The sequence below is a fragment of the Williamsia sp. genome (assembly GCF_036566845.1).
In the GTDB taxonomy this organism is placed as follows: Bacteria; Actinomycetota; Actinomycetes; order Mycobacteriales; family Mycobacteriaceae; genus Williamsia.
This window is the reverse complement of the sequence record NZ_DATCVM010000101.1, coordinates 1-17,951: the sequence shown is the minus strand read 5'-3', so window position 1 is coordinate 17,951 and position 17,951 is coordinate 1. Positions and strand designations below refer to the sequence as shown.

20 protein-coding genes and 1 pseudogene are annotated in these 17,951 nt (G+C 62.4%); 12 read left to right on the top strand and 9 right to left on the bottom strand.

What is annotated here, in order from left to right; all coding sequences use genetic code 11:
• Positions 1-117: 117 nt before the first annotated feature.
• Both VIQ49_RS08955 and VIQ49_RS08950 read right to left on the bottom strand, forming a co-directional pair.
• Positions 118-972 carry an endo alpha-1,4 polygalactosaminidase gene (locus tag VIQ49_RS08955; protein WP_331883401.1) on the bottom strand — a complete coding sequence of 285 codons (855 nt, stop codon included), beginning with the start codon at positions 970-972 and terminating at the stop codon, positions 118-120.
• Positions 973-1,156: 184 nt separating this feature from the next.
• Positions 1,157-2,038 carry a class I SAM-dependent methyltransferase gene (locus tag VIQ49_RS08950; RefSeq protein ID WP_331883398.1) on the bottom strand — a complete coding sequence of 294 codons (882 nt, stop codon included), beginning with the start codon at positions 2,036-2,038 and terminating at the stop codon, positions 1,157-1,159.
• A gap of 48 nt (positions 2,039-2,086) precedes the next feature.
• Between VIQ49_RS08950 and VIQ49_RS08945 the strand changes: the two genes are divergently transcribed.
• The 4 genes from VIQ49_RS08945 to VIQ49_RS08930 all read left to right on the top strand — a co-directional run bounded on the left by VIQ49_RS08945 (position 2,087) and on the right by VIQ49_RS08930 (position 4,970).
• Positions 2,087-2,659 (top strand): XRE family transcriptional regulator, encoded by a 573-nt coding sequence (locus VIQ49_RS08945; RefSeq protein WP_331883395.1) that lies wholly within the window; start codon positions 2,087-2,089, stop codon positions 2,657-2,659.
• Between the two features lie 126 nt (positions 2,660-2,785).
• Positions 2,786-3,298 carry a hypothetical protein gene (locus VIQ49_RS08940; RefSeq protein WP_331883392.1) on the top strand — a complete coding sequence of 171 codons (513 nt, stop codon included), beginning with the start codon at positions 2,786-2,788 and terminating at the stop codon, positions 3,296-3,298.
• A gap of 130 nt (positions 3,299-3,428) precedes the next feature.
• Positions 3,429-4,448, top strand: coding sequence for a hypothetical protein (locus tag VIQ49_RS08935; protein WP_331883390.1), 1,020 nt, complete (start codon positions 3,429-3,431; stop codon positions 4,446-4,448).
• Between the two features lie 33 nt (positions 4,449-4,481).
• Positions 4,482-4,970 carry a hypothetical protein gene (locus VIQ49_RS08930; protein WP_331883387.1) on the top strand — a complete coding sequence of 163 codons (489 nt, stop codon included), beginning with the start codon at positions 4,482-4,484 and terminating at the stop codon, positions 4,968-4,970.
• 969 nt (positions 4,971-5,939) lie between these two features.
• On the opposite strand, the gene VIQ49_RS08925 is transcribed toward VIQ49_RS08930, so the two are convergent.
• The gene (locus VIQ49_RS08925; RefSeq protein WP_331883385.1) at positions 5,940-6,443 is read right to left on the bottom strand and encodes a hypothetical protein; all 504 of its coding nucleotides are present in this window, start codon (positions 6,441-6,443) and stop codon (positions 5,940-5,942) included.
• 326 nt (positions 6,444-6,769) lie between these two features.
• Here VIQ49_RS08925 and VIQ49_RS08920 point away from each other — a divergent pair, with 326 nt between their 5' ends.
• Both VIQ49_RS08920 and VIQ49_RS08915 read left to right on the top strand, forming a co-directional pair.
• Positions 6,770-7,678 (top strand): hypothetical protein, encoded by a 909-nt coding sequence (locus VIQ49_RS08920; RefSeq protein WP_331883383.1) that lies wholly within the window; start codon positions 6,770-6,772, stop codon positions 7,676-7,678.
• A gap of 142 nt (positions 7,679-7,820) precedes the next feature.
• The gene (locus tag VIQ49_RS08915; RefSeq protein ID WP_331883380.1) at positions 7,821-8,177 is read left to right on the top strand and encodes a hypothetical protein; all 357 of its coding nucleotides are present in this window, start codon (positions 7,821-7,823) and stop codon (positions 8,175-8,177) included.
• Between the two features lie 74 nt (positions 8,178-8,251).
• Here VIQ49_RS08915 and VIQ49_RS08910 read toward each other — a convergent pair whose 3' ends face one another.
• Both VIQ49_RS08910 and VIQ49_RS08905 read right to left on the bottom strand, forming a co-directional pair.
• Positions 8,252-9,631, bottom strand: coding sequence for a PQQ-binding-like beta-propeller repeat protein (locus VIQ49_RS08910; RefSeq protein ID WP_331883377.1), 1,380 nt, complete (start codon positions 9,629-9,631; stop codon positions 8,252-8,254).
• A 2-nt stretch (positions 9,632-9,633) separates the two neighbouring features.
• Entirely contained in the window at positions 9,634-10,974 is a 1,341-nt protein-coding gene (locus VIQ49_RS08905) for a hypothetical protein (protein WP_331883374.1), read from the bottom strand.
• A 107-nt stretch (positions 10,975-11,081) separates the two neighbouring features.
• On the opposite strand from VIQ49_RS08905, the gene VIQ49_RS08900 reads away from it, so the two are divergent.
• Both VIQ49_RS08900 and VIQ49_RS08895 read left to right on the top strand, forming a co-directional pair.
• Positions 11,082-11,771 carry a hypothetical protein gene (locus VIQ49_RS08900; RefSeq protein WP_331883371.1) on the top strand — a complete coding sequence of 230 codons (690 nt, stop codon included), beginning with the start codon at positions 11,082-11,084 and terminating at the stop codon, positions 11,769-11,771.
• A gap of 30 nt (positions 11,772-11,801) precedes the next feature.
• Positions 11,802-12,302: a DUF1643 domain-containing protein gene (locus VIQ49_RS08895; protein ID WP_331883368.1), complete on the top strand. Its 501-nt coding sequence runs from the start codon at positions 11,802-11,804 to the stop codon at positions 12,300-12,302.
• On the opposite strand, the gene VIQ49_RS08890 is transcribed toward VIQ49_RS08895, so the two are convergent.
• Together VIQ49_RS08890 and VIQ49_RS08885 are read right to left on the bottom strand one after the other, a co-directional pair.
• Positions 12,299-13,291: an adenosine deaminase gene (locus VIQ49_RS08890; protein ID WP_331883366.1), complete on the bottom strand. Its 993-nt coding sequence runs from the start codon at positions 13,289-13,291 to the stop codon at positions 12,299-12,301. The genes VIQ49_RS08895 and VIQ49_RS08890 overlap by 4 nt on opposite strands.
• A gap of 215 nt (positions 13,292-13,506) precedes the next feature.
• Positions 13,507-13,974, bottom strand: a complete 468-nt coding sequence (locus VIQ49_RS08885) for a glucose-6-phosphate dehydrogenase (protein ID WP_331883364.1) — start codon at positions 13,972-13,974, stop codon at positions 13,507-13,509.
• Positions 13,975-14,110: 136 nt separating this feature from the next.
• Between VIQ49_RS08885 and VIQ49_RS08880 the strand changes: the two genes are divergently transcribed.
• Both VIQ49_RS08880 and VIQ49_RS08875 read left to right on the top strand, forming a co-directional pair.
• Entirely contained in the window at positions 14,111-14,269 is a 159-nt protein-coding gene (locus VIQ49_RS08880) for a hypothetical protein (RefSeq protein ID WP_331883362.1), read from the top strand.
• Positions 14,270-14,303: 34 nt separating this feature from the next.
• Positions 14,304-14,945, top strand: coding sequence for a vWA domain-containing protein (locus VIQ49_RS08875; RefSeq protein WP_331883360.1), 642 nt, complete (start codon positions 14,304-14,306; stop codon positions 14,943-14,945).
• 20 nt (positions 14,946-14,965) lie between these two features.
• Here the strand turns inward: VIQ49_RS08875 and VIQ49_RS08870 are convergent, their stop codons facing one another.
• Positions 14,966-15,934: an arabinofuranosidase gene (locus tag VIQ49_RS08870; protein ID WP_331883430.1), complete on the bottom strand. Its 969-nt coding sequence runs from the start codon at positions 15,932-15,934 to the stop codon at positions 14,966-14,968.
• A gap of 78 nt (positions 15,935-16,012) precedes the next feature.
• Entirely contained in the window at positions 16,013-16,555 is a 543-nt protein-coding gene (locus VIQ49_RS08865) for a helix-turn-helix domain-containing protein (protein WP_331883358.1), read from the bottom strand.
• Positions 16,556-16,911: 356 nt separating this feature from the next.
• Here VIQ49_RS08865 and VIQ49_RS08860 point away from each other — a divergent pair, with 356 nt between their 5' ends.
• Both VIQ49_RS08860 and VIQ49_RS08855 read left to right on the top strand, forming a co-directional pair.
• Positions 16,912-17,691, top strand: a complete 780-nt coding sequence (locus tag VIQ49_RS08860) for an ABC transporter permease (RefSeq protein WP_331883355.1) — start codon at positions 16,912-16,914, stop codon at positions 17,689-17,691.
• Between the two features lies 1 nt (position 17,692).
• Positions 17,693-17,951, top strand: a pseudogene (locus tag VIQ49_RS08855) (ABC transporter permease); the annotation flags it as partial.

Sequence of the window (17,951 nt, the reverse complement as noted above, 5' to 3'; positions counted from 1 at the left end):
CTCCGCCTCAAAGTTGTACCAGCGCACGTAAGCTGCGGTTTCGCGATCGGCGCGTACTCACTTCTCATGGTGGTCAAAGCTTCGGCATGGTGGGTGACAACGTCACAAGCGCCGGCTTCAGCAGTGCTCATAGACATAGTCGGGATGCTCGTTCGTAACCAGGTCTCGATCTCGGAGCACGGTCAGCGGCACATGCCCGGAACTTGAGCAGACATCTGTGAATGGGACGTCGAGCGAATCGGTGTATTCCACGTCGTACACATACGGGCCGTACTCATCGACATACGCGTCGCATTCGTCGAATACCCAACACTCCTCCACCACCGCAAAATCGAAGTGAAGTTCGGTTCTTGCCGCAACAACTGTTTCCGCCGAGTTCTTCTGTCCGATGGCAAGACCGGAGTCGTGGGCGCGGGTTACATAGGTTTCAGCCAGTGCGATGCTCGATGCCTGGTCGAGTTCGGGAAATCTACTCCAGGAGTCGAGGTTGTCTATCTCGATGGCGTCATATCCCAACTCAGCGCACGAATCGATCGACTCACCGATGATGCTCGCAATCCGTTCCCGTCGTTGAGGATCAGTCGGGTCCAACACGTACTCGTCCGGCCAATCGGGATCGACGACGAGTTCGCCCTCGCGATGAAGCAAGAGATCCTCGTTGGTGCCCAACCAGCGCTCTTCTTCCCCGGGCTGCGTCTGAAAACCGTTGACGTAGCAGATGGAATACAGACCGGCGGCAGGTTCATCGGTGACGTCGCGGGCAACGACGCTGACGCCGCTGGGTGGCGGGTATGCGCCGCCGAGTTGATAGTCGAATCGACCACTCGTCGGAGGTTGGCGGATTCCGGGTGTGCTTTCAAACGGTCTGTGGGCACTCTGCGTGTTCTCCGAGGTGGACTCGTGCACGTCCGATTGTGAGCATCCTGCCGCAATGATGGCGATCAGTGCGATTCCCAGAGCTTTGAATTGCATTGCATTTACCAATCGCGCGAAGGTTGGCCGGCCCCTACCGACGAGGTGCGAGGTTTGCCTCGTAGCTGTCGATTCTCCGAAATGACCTTACGTGCGATGCACGCGGTGGCATAGCGGATTCCGAGTGTGTGCCCAATGAGGAAGCAGTGTCGTCATCGGCGGCGCCGTTCAATTCTGTTGCCGGTCAGCGCGATGCGGGCCTGCGCGCGATCAGCAGCTGCCGCTGAGTCCTGACGTGTAGGTCGCTGCGGTGCCGGACATCGCTCGGTCCGCCGTCGAGAAGACGATCGAGATCGTCGAGATCGTCGAGGTCGGCGCCGAGACGCTCGACGACTGCGCCACGGATGCGCGTCAGGATGGCAAATGCGTACGCGCCGGCCACATCTGGCAGCGGTGGTGCAAGATCGACGACGATCGGACGATCCAATTCGACGACCAGGCCGGCCCGGGCCAGACGCGCTCCCCAGTCGCTGCCCATCGCGGGCATGTCCACGGTGCGGTCGACAGCGAGCAGTTCATGGGCCTTCGCCTCTGCAGCGGCGCCCGGTGCGTCGTCGGCCAAGAACCGGGGATGTCCGGTGAGTTCGACGACCGCAAGCAGACCGCCGGGTCGGATCGCGGCCGCCACCTGAGCGAGAGTGCGGTCCGGATCCGCCAGGTGGTGCAGCGAGCCCGACGCCCATGCGAGGTCGACCAGGTCCAGCTCGGGCACACCCTCGTCGAGGTCCGCGTGCACGGTGGTGGTCCGGTCGGCGAGACCGAGGCCCTCGGCCTGGCGCCGCAAGTGCTCGAGCATGTCGCTGGACCCATCGACCGCCACCGCGTGAGCGTCGGCGAAGTGATGCAGGAGCCCGAATGTGCCTGTGCCCGTGCCTGCTCCGAGGTCGAGAATGCGGCGCACCGGCCCGTCGATCAACGCAGCGATGTCCGCGTGGACGGCGCTCAGCGACGCCTCGAGAATCTCGGCGTCGAGGTCGAGGATCTGGGACAGACCTTCATCCGGTCCGTGGCTGTCGTCGGCGTGATGATGGTGTTCGTGGGCGCTGTGGTGATGTTGTTGGCTCATGGTTCACAGACTAGATACCGCTTGCGTCAAGCGCATATACTCTTGCGTATGACGCAAGACAGCGAACTCGACGTACTCGTCCGCAAACGCATCCGCGGCCTTCGGATCGCTCGCGGATGGTCGCTCGACGATCTCGCCGGTCGATGCTTCCTGAGCGCCTCGACGTTGAGCCGGATCGAGACCGGGCACCGCCGGATCGGTCTCGATCAACTGACCTCCATCGCCCGTACCCTGGGCACCTCAATCGACCAGCTGGTCGAGCCCGAGGACGGCCACGACGTGGTGATCCGGCCGCAGCAGGACCAGGCCCGAGGCATGACGACTTGGCTGTTGTCCCGTGACCAGGGACCTCACGGACTGAAAGTCGCCAAGATCCGACTCACCCAACCACCGCCACGCCGCGAGGACGGCGAGCTCCCCGTTCACCCCGGACGCGACTGGTTCACCGTGCTCTCCGGGACCGTGCTCGTCCTGCTCGGCGAACGCACCATCAGGGTCGAGACCGGCCAGGCCGCAGAGTTTTCCACGATGGTCCCCCACGCCTTCGGGGCCGACGGCGGACCCGCCGAAATCATCGCCATCCTCGACCCCGACGGCGAGCGCTCACACTTGCGCCCGTGAGCCCACCAGTGCGCATTGATCTTTCGGACGATCATCCCAGCCAGCGTCGGCCGGCATCCCCGCAGCTAGCCACACAGGTACAGGCGGGCTTGATTGGCTGGCTGTGTCCTCCTGTAAGACTTGATCATGACCAGTAGTCGCGTATTTCCGTTCGCTCGCATCACCGGCCACATCGCGTGGTGGATATTCGTGGTCACAACATTATTCGCAGGCGGCATCACCTGGACGGATGCGCACAACCGCTTCGGCGACAGCTATATTGACGCCTCGTTCACCGCAGGATCAAGCGGGTGGATCGCCTACACGCCACTGACCGACTCGCCGATTGGCATCGCCAACTTCACCGGTTCTCCGCCGTATGACCGATGGACAGATCCGGCGTTCTGGTCCCTGCTTGCCTTTGCCGTGGTGCTCATCGCCGCTGTGATCGAAGCAATCTCAGCTCGCCGGCTACTGCCGGGGATCGTGACGGTCGCCGCACCCTGTGTGGCACTGGGGCTCCTGGTGCTGGCGACGCCCGGCACCCTCGACAGTGTCGCGCTTGACACCATGGCGGCCATGAGTGCGGTGTTGGTAGCGGTCGCCATTCGCGAAGTGTGGGCACGCCGATTCGCGCCGCGGCCCTCACTTCCCAGCTGAACGCGGTGTGCCAGCCGACTGGCAAGTCAACACGAAAGAGATCGATCGTTCGATAATCTATTGCCACCCAGTCCTTTACGCCGCTGCCCGAGTCGGCCACCAACGATTTTCATCCCGCTAGACTCGTGACATGGATCTGCCCGCCGCCGTACTCGCCTCACCCCGGGGACGTTTCTTCTGCGCGACTGTCGCATACATGTGCAGTACCGATGATCGAGCAATACCCGGCCGACGGCCTAGAACCACCCAGGACGTCCGTGAAGTCATCGAGGGAGTTGATCTTCACGCGATCCCCGCACTGTCCGAATACGAGTTGCTCGAAGCTCTGGAGTTTGCCGCGGACTTCGCTCGCTACTGGCAAGAACCAGACGACGAGGACAGGATCTTCGCCCAACCAGAAATCACAGCCGCCTTACTTCCGGTAGCCACAACGGTTTTGGCATCCCCGAATGCCACGTGGTGGGCCGATTCGGTCCACCTCAACTCCCAGGCTCTGGTTGCGCATAGGTACTCCAACGATCAGTGGCCCGAATCCACCACACCGCATCGACCGATCTCAGCCGGCCTCGATGCTTGGCGAGAACACGGAGTGGCGTGGGAGGCAGCATTTGCCGGCCGCCGAGCCGAGCACCCCGACACGGACGTCAGTGGCGAATGGTGGTCGACACCACTGCCGAGTGATGCACTGTCGACCAGTCGGACTCGAGACAGAATCGGCCCATTGGAGCTGATGTTGGAAGAAGACTCCCTGAGCTGCGGAGAAGCGCGCGTCTGGCCGGTCCACATTCGCAACAATCCTCGGGTCTACGAAATCTCCAGGCCGACGGACTGGGCGCAGCTGGTGGACGCGTATCCGCTGGCCGTCCCAGAATCCAAGCGCCACGACTGGTTTCGCACCACCGGCACACATCATCGCTGGTACATCCCTGACTGGGCTGCAGTGGCCGGAGATTACGACGGCGTCCACCTCACCTTGCACGGCTACCTCGCCACCCCCGGGACCGCAATTCCCCTTTTCAACAACGCGGGCGCCACCGTCCTCGCCGGCTGGGATCCCGATGCCACCTGGTGGCTCAACCGAACTGTCACCGACATCGACGACGAACCGGCGCTATGGGAACGCCACGACGATGGATGGGCGCAGAGCTGAGGGGGGTCCCAATGGAGATGACACACTGGAACCATGGCCGACTTCTTCGATCGCTTGGACGGTTCGCGAGTCAATCGCGCCGGTTACGAGCGAGTATTAGAAGCCACCTGGACCCCGCAGCAGAACGTTCGCGTGACCTCCACCGATCTTCCCGACACCTGGGCCAACGCACTGCACCGACTCGGGCGCGATCTACACGTTCGCCAGTACAACGGCTCCATAGAACGCATCGAATGGATCGCCGACTACGACCCGGACATAGGGGCCGTGCTTCTTCTGAGTGACGTCACAGTACTCGGTCGCGGGCCCGACGGATGGGGGATGGACGGGCCGACTTCTCGCGTCGACGACCCTGCGGAATCGATCCTCGCCTGCATCGCCGACCTCGTTCAAGACCAAGTGGCCCGCGCCCGCGTCGCGTGGCCGTGGGGCGAGACCGGCGGATTCATGTCACCCCAACTCCTGGGCAACACCGCCGTCTGGTCAGACAAAGGTCACCACATCGCGATCGGCACCCTTTGACGCCACGCTCCCCTGCGCCAAGATCAGCCGACGCCAATTGTCCAGTCCGCTTCGACAGCTTGAAGCCCTCGAATGGATGGTTCGCAACAGCTTGTGCTGCCAAAAGGTGAACTCCTATGGACTCACTGATCCTCCCCCGGTGAATACGCGTACCACCCAGCCGAGGGGTCGCCGTCGCTCGGAATGTCGATCATGCGCCATCCCCGGGCGTGTGCCCGATCGAGGATGAGTCTCTCGCAACGTGGTCGATCAGCCGCAGTTGTCCGCCATCGCGCGACGAACGCGCCAACTTGAGGCAAGACAGTCATATGCCGACCGCCGGCCGGTCCCGGTGGTGGCGCCGCTGGAAGATCACTCCACAGATGGCCCCCGACGACGGGGTGCACGAATCCGTCTCCGATTCGGGCCGACATCATCTTGCTGAATGTCCTTGTACCCGCGGCGCTCACACCATCACCATGATCCCCGCCCAGCGCAAACATCAGTTCCTCTCCAAGCACATGATGAAACCCGGTAGCTTCTTGGTGTCCTTCCAGGAGCGGCTCGCCGGGCACTTTCCTTCGGAACCGCGACAGAATGCCAGAGACCACGCCAGCTACGTCCGGTGGGATGAGCGGCGGCACCTCACTTAAGCAGCCGTCCAGAATTCTCAGATACCGCTGCGCTTCCCCGACGAATGGGTCCCACGTGCCTTCACCGATCGCGAATTGGGTTGCCCGATATACGAAGCGATCAAAAGCGTCGCGACGAAAAGGTACCAACCGGCGCATTCCGTCCACCTGCGTGGCGGCCATCGACCCGAGTACGAACTGTTCAAGGATTGCGTCCTCGATATCGAAACTCACATGCATCCCCACGCACTAGGAGGACCGACAGACGACGCCGTCGGGCGTGGGGTCACCGACGCCAATTAGAGCACACGCGCATCGTCACAGGGAAGCCGTTGAGCGCAGCGGCAGTTGACGTGACTTAGCTGCCGTCCGCCACGTACACGGCTCGATACCTACGTGCCCACGTCTCACGCAGAACAACCGCGACAAAAACAGTCACCATCGCTACCACCGGCCTCCCGTCGTAGCCGGCGATCCCATCTGGGGTGACGGCGAGGAACAGAACGAACGCAATCAGAGGCAAAGCGATCGTGACGATCCCATGCCTGAACCGGCCGACACTGACGGCCTCGGCGATTGCAGCGCAGACCAATACAACGAAGGCAGCAAGTGAATAGAACGCTGGGTCGGTGAACCACTGCTCTGGGCCAGATCCTGAGGTACCGGCTTCGCACCTGGATTCTTGGCCGAAGCCGGCGCAGTAGAGGTAGATGTTACTGCTGAACGAGACTGCCGAACGATTCAGCGACCAGACACCTCCGGCGATCAGAGAGGCGATCACGAACAGCCACCAGCTGCAGTCGTTGACGATGGCGGCCCAACGTGCGAGCCGTTGCCTACTTTTCGGGTTCGTCACAGACATTTACGAACCATCGCATACCCCCCGGCCCGACCAGCCCGCAGGTGCGCCGGGTCATACGTTCAACCTTCGTTGCGTCCATCCAGGCCGCAGCCATGTGTGGTTCAGGGTCGACCTTGCAGTGATCCGGTGAATTGCTAAGTTGCCGCATGCATTTGTGTGACCACCTGCGCGTTTGAGTCGCGATGTCGCGCTCGCCCTCCGCTCTCTATGGCAGAGTTGCTTTTGTGGTCGCATGGATAGAGGTTCTCACCAAAATCGTCGACGGACCCAAGGCGCCCATCGAGGGCATCATCTCCCGTTCCGGGCCGATCGACACCGCGCGTCTGATGATGTCGGGAGACGGCGAAGCAATGCCGCTATATGTCGCCGGCGTTGATGATCTACAGGTATGGCGCGATGAACCCAAGATAAGAGTCGAATCTATGGCGGGACAGCCGTTGGTCATCCACAACGGAGAAACAGTGTGGCGGTTCGCCCACCAGGAAGACCTTCCAACCGCAGCCCAGCGTGAAAAAGTGTCGTATGTAGGGCCCGGACGCGAGCTCCTCGTCACCCAGCCGGCCTCACGCTGGATCGGCAACGACTTCACCACACCCGACAAGCCGATAGAGGAAATCGAATACCTCGGACGAGCCTGCTGGGCAGTGGAACTCAGACCGCCCAAACACAAACCACACGCCATGCAGTTAGTCATCGACCAACACACCGGAACCATCTTGCAGCAACGCAACGATGGCTTCGACATAGCCATTCGCTTCATCGCGTTCACGGCCGGAATACCAATCGATCCAGCCGTTTTTGAATGGACAGGCCCCGTTCGCCCGCCCCGCTACAGCCTCGCTCCCGACGACTTCCGCTCATCGTTCATCCCGAGCCTGGGCGAACGGAAAGACATCCACCGGCAGTGGTTCAGCCAGCATGTCACAGAGCGCCCTCTGACAATCGCAATCACCGCCGAGCTGACCATCGAAAATCTTCGATACCACGATGATGAGGGCGCATTCGAGGCAGACATCGGATCTATGGTGATCACCGGCAGATTGGCTCGCCGACGACGTTCAACTGCCACATGGGACCTACTCTGGGACCTTCCCACACTCCAAACGTGGACCACGACAGAGCACGACTGGGCAATCGCAATGCACACCGGCAAGCTCGATGACAATGCACTCAATGCATTGCAGCACATACTCCACCCCGACGCGCCGGTCGTCGGGAGACCTGAGACCGAGTAGCAGTTCACGAGTCGTCTCGCACACGCCCGGCCGACACGCCTGCATGTGCATCGGGTCAATGGTCGAAACCTTCGTTGCCTCCATCGAGGCCCGCAACCGCGAGTGGGCTGAGTGGCAACTGCTGATTGCGTAGAGTCGGAATGTGGATGTCATCGCGTCGAAGCAGCGCAATCAACCAGCGCCACCGGGAGTTCTCTTTGACGATCTCATCGAACCGAACCGCCAGCCGAGTCGCCCTTGGCTGCACCTTCTGAAAGATGAAGTGCCTCCTGTCGTACTCGAATCCGAACGGCCCTCACGTGTGGTCTGGTCGTCACTATGGACCAAGCGCCCGGATGCACAAATCGAATTCGATCTACCTGCCGGCGCCAGCGGAACCAACCTCCGATGGACGCTGCTGATCGAGCCGCCGGCACCGGACGATCGACAGTTCCGCCACATGTGTCAACGCATCGGCACCCTGGTCAACGCCAACCTGCGTTACACCTACGGGCAGTAGACGCCAACAGATCCAGGTATCGACCGAAAAGCCCAGTCAACATCTGATTGCAACACAGATATTTTCGCCGGTCGTCACAGCGGCTCGAGACCAATGATTCGGCGGTCTGAGGAGAAGATCCATCCATCGCCGTAGGCCTCCACCGCACCGCCTGAAGCGAATGTCTCGGGATCGGCGTCGATGGCAGCAAACGGGGCCATCCACACCACCCGGCCGGTACTGACGTCGAGAGCCGTCAGTGCGACGCGGTCCTCACCGACGATCACGCTGCCATCGGCGGCGGTCGGTGTGAATGATTCCTCCGAATTACGCTGCCACAGTTGTTTTCCCGTCCGCAGGTCAATACCCGACGCGGTCGTCTTCGCCGGATCTCGAAGGTAAACGACGTCGCCGACAACAGCTGTCACGGCGCCGTACTGACTACCTTGTTCGTCAGTCGCGAGGTCGGCGTTGGCCCACAACCGTTCCCCGGTCGCGCGGTCGTACGCGGCATCACCCAGGATGATCGGCCCGTCCGTGTCTGACGGGTCCTCCAACACCGGGTTCTGGGCAACCCTGCTCCTGGCGGTGGCGAGCACCTTTCCGTCGGGACCTCGGAGCAGTTGTTCGGTGACGGTGTTGTAGGCCTCGCAGTCGGTATTCGCCTGCATCACAACGCCACCGGATTCCAGGCTCGCCGCGTAGAGACAATAGTCGTCGGTCTTCCACAGCTCGGCACCTGACTGAGCATTGAATTGCGCCATCTCGATGCCAGTCTTCACGAGCCCGACGCCATCGGTCACCGTCAGGATGTCGCGACCGAACACCTCTTCCCATACGCCACCGATGTCAAAACTCTGTGTCCAGTTGGCGGACACGTCGTCGTAGGTCCCCGAATGGACGCGGACCTCGTTGTCTTCGGCGTTGCCTTCGACGACGTAGAGGGTGTCCTCGGTGGTTGTCAGACCGAACACCGATTCCTCGATCGGGCGCCTCGCAGACTCGCCGGATTCGATGTCGTACGTGACGAGTTCGTACCCTTCACCCATTGTGAAGCAGTACAGCTTACCGTCGAGGGGTTCGCCACTGCATTGCTGGAGGTCGGCGGCTGGAGCCTGCCAGCGCACCGTTCCGTCCTCCGCGTCCACACCGATCATCACCGCATCGTCGAGCTCGTATCCCTCGGTGGGGACACCGGCCAGGGTCACCAGTGTGTCGCCCGCCAGCACGAAACCTGGTGTACCCGAGTTGTACGAGGATCCGTCACGCGGGTCGGAGAAGTCGGCAAAAGGGCGCCCGAGATACTCGGCGGCGTCGAGTGACCACGCAAGTCCTGGAGTGTCCGCGGTGGTTCCGGTGATCTTCTTCGTCGTTGGCGAAGTGTGGTGGTCGACCATTACAAATCCCGCTGCGGTGACCGTCACCACGGCGACCGCTGCAGCAGCAATCAGCGACCAGGTGCTCTTGTCCGGCACGCCTACAACTCCAATCCCGGTGTGAGCGCGATTGATTCAAGTGCATCCGCCGACAGCACGTCAGCCGTTGCGGCCGCGCTGGAACTGACCGAGATCTGGGTGCCCTCAGGCCGCGTCACCACGACGGAGATCGTCGTCTCCGTTCCTGCATCCTCTGACGATTCCGACGACGAGACCGACTGGAAAGAGCGATCAGTCTGCACAACGGTCCCGTCGTCGAGCGCACGCAACGTGGCCTGGCCACCCGAACCCGGTACCGGACGCTCCGGGGTCGGTAACGGCTGCCCACCGGTGATCGAAACATCCAGTCGCGCAGTTGTCGTCGCGTCCGCGCCGTCAGTGCATACGGTGTCGTTCGAGTATTCGCTGAGTTGGAGCGGTTTCAGTCTCACGTCACCGAGATCGATTGTTGCGAGGACGGTGTCGAGCCTGTCTACCTGTTCACGAGTGATGGCTGGGCCGCTCGTTTCGAACGAGCCGCCACGACAGCCCTCGGACGGTGCCGGTGTACCCGGCGGGACGGCGGTGCTGACGCGCAGCCGTGGATCGGCAACGATCCGCACCAGATCATCGATGCTCAGGGGGATCTTGCCACTGTTCTCGACCTGCGTCGGTCCGACCTGGTCGTAGGCGCTCGCGCTGATCCAGGATCCGTCGGCCACGTATGCCCGCGCTGTCCGACTGAGGCTTCGAACGCCGTCCACCTCCCGCCAGGTGTCGTGGACGTCGACCACCACACCGTCGGGCATCGTGCGACGCTCGTCGAGAACATCTGCCACACAGGGAGGGATAGGCGCAGACCTCTGCTGCACTTGCACGAACAGACTCCCTTGCGCATCCTCGTTGACCAACGAACCGGATGCGTATGTGTATCCGTCAGGCGCCGAATCGGAGTCGCCGAAGTCGGTGATCGGTTGGAAGACGAGCGACCGTGCAGGACTTGCGAACTCGACCACTGCTCCTGACGGCAGTAGATCGGCGACCGCATTCGACATCGCAGTCGCCTTCGGACCGCTGAACCAGGGAAACTTGAGGTTGTCGTAGCTCTCCTCGGCCATCGATGAAAACGCACTGTAGGTTCCGGGGCTGGGTGCCTCGACGGTGGCGCACCCAGGGATGTCTTTGGCGGGGTCTACCGGTTCCTCCACGATGTCGACGGGCTCTGGGGTTGCGGGCTCGTCAAGTCCGGATTCTGCGGTCGACGTCGTCGGTGCTGTTGTCAGATCTGGTTCGGGTCGCGGCTCGAGAAGCCCTGCCACCACGATCCCGAGAGCCACGACCGCCACAAGGATGAGCGCGTACGTCCATGCTTCCTTCTTGAGCGACGAGGTCTGCTCGTCCATTCATCCCCCTCGCGGCCGCTTCAACGGCAATGTCGTCCAGACAAACACAATCGTTACGTTCATGAAAGTAACGACGGCCGGCACCAACACGACTACAGTCGATTTCGATGAGTAGCGAGAATCCCGGCGCATGGCAGCTCGGCCACATCGACGGCATCCCTCGACAAGCCCGGTCCAGCCCCGCTGGCGACACCACCCTCGAGGTTGTGGTTGCCGGTGCTGACACCTCGAAGGTTGTCATCGGCCTCCTCGACCGCGTGCCGACCCACGGGTGGCGATTGGGGCGCGACGCGCGTGTGCCCCGGGGGCGTTCAACGCGTCAAGAAGTGTGGGTCGCTCCCGCGGACTCGGACACGTGGTGGATCCTCACTGCCACACATGTCGACGGTGTGCGCCACATACTGATCGACCCCGAGACACGCACACCGTTGCCCTCGCGAGAGGATCGGCGATCCGGCCTGGCGCTCGACTGGGTCAGCGACGCAGTCGAACTCACCGAATCTGAAACGGCTCGGCATGAGTTCGAGTTCGACTTGCGGAACACGAGCGCAAACGACTGGGGCAATCTCGCGAACGACACCGGGTCGATCACCATCGTGCCCAGCGCCGAACCACGCTTCTACGTCGATGTTGGCGATGACCGTCCACTGCCGGCACTGCCGTCCGGTGGCCTGACCACCATCAACGCTCGCCTGAACGAACCTCTGTCGGCCGGAACCTACGAACTCGGCGCAGTTCTGGTGGACCTCAACCTCGCCACATCGACGACAGCCGGTCTGACAGTCACTGCCGACTAACCTCGACTTGAACAGGAAAGGCTCAGGTCGATGTCCGCACGCATCTCTGACGACGGTCTATACCGATACCGGCTACGACGCGATCTGTCTCCAACGCGTGCGAATTGTGTGAGCGAACCCCTCACGTGCACCTTCATCATGCTCAATCCATCGACCGCAGATGAACACAAGGACGATCCAACCATTCGGCGCTGCATCGGATTTGCGAGTTCGCTCAGGTGCACCGGACTCCAGGTGGTCAATCTATATGGTTACCGCACCACGGACCCCGCAGAATTGCACAGAGTCCACGATCCGGAAGGCCCGGAGAACACCATTCATCTACTGGCCGCGCTCAAGTCACGTGGGCCCACCATCGCCGCGTGGGGCGCGCTGGCACCCCCGGACAGGGTCGCGCGGATGCTGGCGATGCCCGGCGCCGACAATCTCTATTGCCTTGCCACCAACCAAGACGGAAGCCCTCGCCACCCTCTCTATCTCCGCGCAGACGCTCAGATCAGAGCGTGGCCTACAGCATCATCCCACGGCTAGAGCGTCTGCACCGCGGCCGAAATCTCCGCCAGGAGTTCGGCTTTGCGGGCATCGTTCGCAAATGAACCGGTGACCGAGTTTGTCGCCAACGTCACGAGATCGTCAGAATTCAGGCCGAGCGCGTCACGTGCCCCATTGACGTTGTCGTCGACGTAGCCGCCGAAATAGGCCGGATCGTCTGAGTTGACGGACACATTGAGGCCCTTGCGGAGCATTGTCCGCAGTGGATGTCCGGACAACTCATCCACCACTTTCAGGCTGACATTCGACAGCGGGCACACGGTCAACGGGACACGATCTGCGACCAGGCGTTTGACGAGTTTCTCATCCTCGAGGCACCTGATCCCATGGTCAATGCGTTCGACACCGACCAGGTCCAAAGCCTCCCAGATATAGGCCGGCGGGCCCTCTTCACCCGCATGCGCGACCAGGTGCAGACCCGCGGCCCGGGCCTTCGCGTACACATCCACGAACTTCGATGGCGGGTATCCGACCTCCGCGGAGTCGAGTCCGATCCCGAGCATCGGAGTTCCGAGCGCAAGGACGTCATCAAGGACGGACATGGCCGATGCGGCACTGTGGTCGCGCAGCATCGACACGATCAGGCCGGAGCTGACACCGTGATTTCTCATAGAGGTACCCAGCGCCGAGCTGACTCCCTCCATCACCTCTTCGAGCGCAACTCCCCGAACCAGATGGGCCTGCGGGTCAAGGAACACCTCCGCATGTCGTACACCGGCAAGCGCCGCTCGTGCCAGATAGGCATCGGTCATGTCCGCGAAGTCGGCCGCGGTCCGCAACGTCGACATGTTGGCGTAGTACAGATCGAGAAACGACTGCAGATCCGAGAACTCCAACCGACTCCTCAGGTCATCGACGTCGGCATAGGGCAGAGTGATCTTGTTTCGTTCGGCGAGAGCAAAGATGGTCTCGGGCTCGAGGGTTCCCTCGAGGTGGAGGTGGAGTTCGGCGACCGGTAGAGGCTTCATTCGTGTCCAATCGTGTTCTACAGGTGTCGAACTCGATGACGTGCGTCGAACCCTACCTGGGGTTCACATGCGTCTTTCGGGATCAGATCACCGTAACCGCCGGCGGCGCGCCGACGACACTCGCCCTGCGGTGCACCGGCGCACTACACGACAATTGCCGCGAGTACTTGTGGTCGTGGAGGTTTCCAGATTGCCGGCCGTCTCACATAAGGAAGCTACGTGGGCAGATCCACCCGCAGTGCCAGGTGCTCATCGAGTATCCGGCGCAGCGCGGCGTCCATCGGATGCGCGGATGCGAGGTCGCGCCCGTACCGGCTGTCCACCACGGACACGCTGCCCTCACGCGGTTCGGCGGTGTCGATCTGATCGACAAAAGGTTCGAACAATGCGGTCGGGGTGGCCAGGTAGTAGAGCGCCCCGTGCGACTCGTTCAACCCGGCGGCATAGATCAGTCCGTGTTGACTGATCACGAAGAGTTCCGAGGTGATCCTGGCGTTCGGGATCTCGGCGTCGGCCCATGCCGTCGCAGCGCTACGGGTTTGCGCCAATCGGTCCGGAACGTCGTCACTCAGCGTGAGCAACTGATGTACCTGTGTCTTGCCCGCTCGCGGATAGACGTCGATGGCGGACCTGAAATACCGCTGAAAGATCTTGCCGAAATAGTCGTACAGTTGCTCGCTCATCGCAGCTCCCAGGTTTCGGACGGACAACTCAATTGTGCGCCCGCACCGTCGGCCGAGCATCGGTTTCGACAGGACAATCCCCCGCAACAGCGGATCCCCACCGCATAATTTGTCGGAGAATGCCGTCGGACCGCGCTTGGCCCGCACCAGCATGCCGGCCGATTACGCCCGTCCCAACGGCCGGGTAGCCGCTGCCGATGTGCGCCGCGCGCAGTACGACCGCGAGACCGGCACCGCGGTCGATGCGGCAGACCAACCCACGCCACTGCGATTCAAACCACGCCGCAGCACGTGAGCGCCCACAAGACCTGGAAGACAAGGAGATTCATATGACCGATCAGAATCTGACCTGGATAGTGTTCCTGCTGGACCGCTCCGGGTCGATGCAGTCGATCAAGTCCGACACCGAAGGTGGCTTCGCGGCTTTCATCGCCGAGCAGCACACCGCGACCGGGCAATGCGCAGTGACGCTGGCGCAGTTCGACGATGACTACGAGGTCGTCTATTCCGGCCTACCGGTCAGCGAGGTCCCCGCCCTGAACATGGCACCGCGGGGCACCACCGCGCTGCTGGATGCAATGGGACGGCTGATCACCGACACCGGACAGAAGCTGTCCGCACTGCCCGAGGACAAACGTCCGGGCAGCGTCGTGGTCGCGATCATGACCGACGGGATGGAGAACGCCAGCCACGAATGGACACACTCCACGATCAAGTCGCTGGTCGAGCAGCAGACCAAGGACTACGGCTGGCAGTTCCTCTATATGGGCGCCGACCAGGACGCCATCGAAGTCGGTGCCCGACTCGGTGTGAGCCGGGACCACGCCGTGACCTACAGCCGCGGAAACGCGGACGCCGTGATGGGCGCGTCGTCAGCCAACCTCGCCGCATTCCGCGACGCCCGACTCGCCAGCCCGACCGCGTCCATGCCCGGATACACCGAGGAGCAACGGTCGTCTGCCGGCGAATGACGAGTTGGACCACCGCCCCGTCATGCCGGTTCTCGCATCACACCGGCATGACGGACCGTCCCGGACAGGCCCGGTAGCTCTTGCAAAGGAGACCAGGTGCGCAGCCCATCGGTGCTGTCCGAATAGAAGTACTTTCCTCGCGTGTAGGCGTCGAGATAGATCCGCCAGGCGCCGTCCGGCAGCTGAACCACGGCCGGGCCCTCGAGCATCGAGCCCCAATCCCCGGATGGGACGAAGGAGTAGGGTCCCGTCACTGACGGCGCAACTGCATGTTCGACGATCTTCTTCGTCTCGTTCTTGGTGAACGCGTGATAGGTCGATCCCACCTTGACCACGGTGGTGTCGATGTGGTCGGCGCCGATCCCGGCGAGCGGAACCGGCGGGCCCCACAGCCGCAGTGACGGTTCCAGCGCCGTCATCATGTACGGCACGAATCCCCCACCGGTCGACATCGACAGGATGACGTGCACGCTGCCGCCGTCCACGAACCATTCGGGCGCCCACGCTTTTGTGGTGAACGGCGACAGTGACGGTCCATCGCTGAAGCCGGCCGACCCCGAGAATCCCGGCGGGCCCGAAGAACCGGTGCCGTCACCGGTGCCCGGCAGGAAAGCACAGCAGAACGGGACCGGCCAGGACCCCATGGGCGTCCAGTTGATCCGGTCACTGCTGCGCGCGAAACCGATGTTCGCCCCGTCGACTGTTGTGTAGGTGACGTAGTACTGCCCGTCGGTGTGCCGGAAGATGCTAGGGTCCCGCACCACCCCCGACGGGGGCCGAAACGCCGATTGCCGAACAGGTTGGAAACCCGTGCCGTCGCCCGACTCGTAAACATCCATGTCGCGGTCGCTGGTGTTACTGAACGCCACCAGCGTGTATCGCCAGGGCTGCGGGGCCGCGCCGCTGCTCCCTGGGCCGACGACAAGTAGGGCCGCGACGGCGAGCACGACCATCGAGATTGCGGAAAGACATGTTCGCTTGGTCAGCATCACCAGGGCAGTATTACTGACGCCTTGGCCGGTTTGCAGCAGACTCAGCGACCCGGTTCACCTTTGCCAGATTCACGATCACCAGATCATCGGCGCCAAGAACTTGGCCGCGTATGCGCGGACCGCGTCCGCGTCGTCGATGTCGAGTGCAAACGAAGAGGTCACTGCGAAGGAGCTGACCAGCCGGAATTGGGTCTCGGCGGCCATGCGCAGGTCCGGTTCCGGCATCGAGGCGCCTGCGGCCCGGAGTGTGGTGACGATCCCCTGGCTGAACTCGCCCACCAGATCCACGGCCTGCGGGGCCTCGAATCCGATCAACAGGTCGATCGCGCCGGGGTCGTCGGCGAGAATTTGCTTTGCCAGAGCGTTGTTCCGGAAGCCGGTGACCGCCAGGCAGAACGCCTCGACCACTGCTGCGCGCGGGTCGAGTCCGGTGAGCGCGACGCTGATCTCCCGCAAAAAATGCCGACGCATGCTGACGACAACCTCCGCGAGCAGGTCTTCCTTGCTGGGAAAGCGACGATAGAGCGTGCTCCGGCTGACTCCGGCATCCTGCGCGATGCGCTCGATGCTGGCGCGCCGGACCCCGACCCGCTCGAACTCTGCCGTGGCGGCCGCCACGATCCTATCCTCTTGCTGCTGCTGCGCTGCCTTGCTTCGTGCACGAGGCGGGCTTGCAGTCTCCATCAGCCACCTCCGGGTTGCCGGCCTGTTCGATGCGCAAGTCTATCCATACGACCACCTTCGCTGTGGAGCTTTGCGACACCATGTGTGTCACTGAATCAGACATCACATAGTCCGTGGTGCTTTGGAACCCGACTAACTCGGAGATAAATCCTTGTAGTGCAATAGATTTAGAACAGAGTGTGACAGACAGCACTCCTGTGTGTGACAATCGCGGATATCACTTGTGAGACAGTTTGCGGGATTGAGTGTCAATAGGTGTTCTCACCGATCAACGAACATGGGGGGGTATCGTGGCGTTCGCAGCGAGCGTGCAGAGCTTCGGCCGCACCGCACGTCTCGGCGCTCGCACGCCCGTGATAGCCGTCGCCGACATGATCGGTGGGCGCTTTCCGTTCCGGGAAGCCGCCGTCCAGGCCTGGTTCCTGCTCAGCATCACCGTTCTGCCGGCACTACTGATGGCGGTGCCTTTCGGGGTCATCATCGCGGTTCAGATCGGCGGCATCACAAGCAACCTCGGTGCCACGTCGATGGCGGGTGCCGTCGGCGGCATGGGCGTGATCCAGCAGGGTGCGCCGATGGCCGCGGCGTTGCTGCTCGGTGGCGCCGGCGCTTCGGCGATCACCGCCGACCTGGGAGCGCGCACCGTGCGAGAAGAGATCGATGCCATGCGGGTGCTCGGCATCGATCCGACTCGGCGACTTGTCGCTCCCCGCATGGTCGCCATGGTCGTCGTCGCACCGGTTCTCTCGGTCCTGATCATCGTGATCGCGGTCGCTGCCAGCTTCCTCGTCGCGATCACCGGGCAGGGTGTCGTCGCCGGCTCATACTGGCAATCCTTCGGTAGCTACGCATCGACAACCGACCTGTGGATCTGCCTCATGAAATCGGTCATCTTCGGCTTCGTGGTTGTCGTGATCGCAAGTCGCCGCGGTCTGGAAGCAAAAGGCGGCTCCCGCGGAGTGGCCGATGCGGTGAACGCTGCGGTCGTGCTCGGAGTCGTCGTATCCATGGTTCTCAACGTGGTCATCACCCAGGTGACAACCCTCTTCATCCCGGTCCAGGTGATCTGACGTGGTTGCCTTCGAGAGTCAGATCCCCAGTCGGCAGTGGCATCGGTTCCATCGCACGTCTGCCGCAGCAGGACGGCCATTCGAACACGTCGGCCGACAGGTCACCTTTGTGCTCGACGTGCTGGCCGGTCTGCCGCACACCGTCCGCGCGTACCGCAAGCAGACCCTCGCCGCGTTTGCCGAGGTCACCTGGGGCAATGGTTCGATCATGGTGGGCGGCGGCATCGCCAGCGTATTGGCGATTCTCGGACTCTCGGTGG

What these genes read in the sequence shown, in the direction of transcription:
- VIQ49_RS08955 (WP_331883401.1), bottom strand. Translation starts at nt 972, where the DNA reads ATGCAATTCAAAGCTCTGGGAATCGCACTGATCGCCATCATTGCGGCA.
- VIQ49_RS08950 (WP_331883398.1), bottom strand. Translation starts at nt 2,038, where the DNA reads ATGAGCCAACAACATCACCACAGCGCCCACGAACACCATCATCACGCC.
- VIQ49_RS08945 (WP_331883395.1), top strand. Translation starts at nt 2,087, where the DNA reads ATGACGCAAGACAGCGAACTCGACGTACTCGTCCGCAAACGCATCCGC.
- VIQ49_RS08940 (WP_331883392.1), top strand. Translation starts at nt 2,786, where the DNA reads ATGACCAGTAGTCGCGTATTTCCGTTCGCTCGCATCACCGGCCACATC.
- VIQ49_RS08935 (WP_331883390.1), top strand. Translation starts at nt 3,429, where the DNA reads ATGGATCTGCCCGCCGCCGTACTCGCCTCACCCCGGGGACGTTTCTTC.
- VIQ49_RS08930 (WP_331883387.1), top strand. Translation starts at nt 4,482, where the DNA reads ATGGCCGACTTCTTCGATCGCTTGGACGGTTCGCGAGTCAATCGCGCC.
- VIQ49_RS08925 (WP_331883385.1), bottom strand. Translation starts at nt 6,443, where the DNA reads ATGTCTGTGACGAACCCGAAAAGTAGGCAACGGCTCGCACGTTGGGCC.
- VIQ49_RS08920 (WP_331883383.1), top strand. Translation starts at nt 6,770, where the DNA reads ATGATGTCGGGAGACGGCGAAGCAATGCCGCTATATGTCGCCGGCGTT.
- VIQ49_RS08905 (WP_331883374.1), bottom strand. Translation starts at nt 10,974, where the DNA reads ATGGACGAGCAGACCTCGTCGCTCAAGAAGGAAGCATGGACGTACGCG.
- VIQ49_RS08900 (WP_331883371.1), top strand. Translation starts at nt 11,082, where the DNA reads ATGAGTAGCGAGAATCCCGGCGCATGGCAGCTCGGCCACATCGACGGC.
- VIQ49_RS08895 (WP_331883368.1), top strand. Translation starts at nt 11,802, where the DNA reads ATGTCCGCACGCATCTCTGACGACGGTCTATACCGATACCGGCTACGA.
- VIQ49_RS08890 (WP_331883366.1), bottom strand. Translation starts at nt 13,291, where the DNA reads ATGAAGCCTCTACCGGTCGCCGAACTCCACCTCCACCTCGAGGGAACC.
- VIQ49_RS08885 (WP_331883364.1), bottom strand. Translation starts at nt 13,974, where the DNA reads ATGAGCGAGCAACTGTACGACTATTTCGGCAAGATCTTTCAGCGGTAT.
- VIQ49_RS08875 (WP_331883360.1), top strand. Translation starts at nt 14,304, where the DNA reads ATGACCGATCAGAATCTGACCTGGATAGTGTTCCTGCTGGACCGCTCC.
- VIQ49_RS08870 (WP_331883430.1), bottom strand. Translation starts at nt 15,934, where the DNA reads ATGCTGACCAAGCGAACATGTCTTTCCGCAATCTCGATGGTCGTGCTC.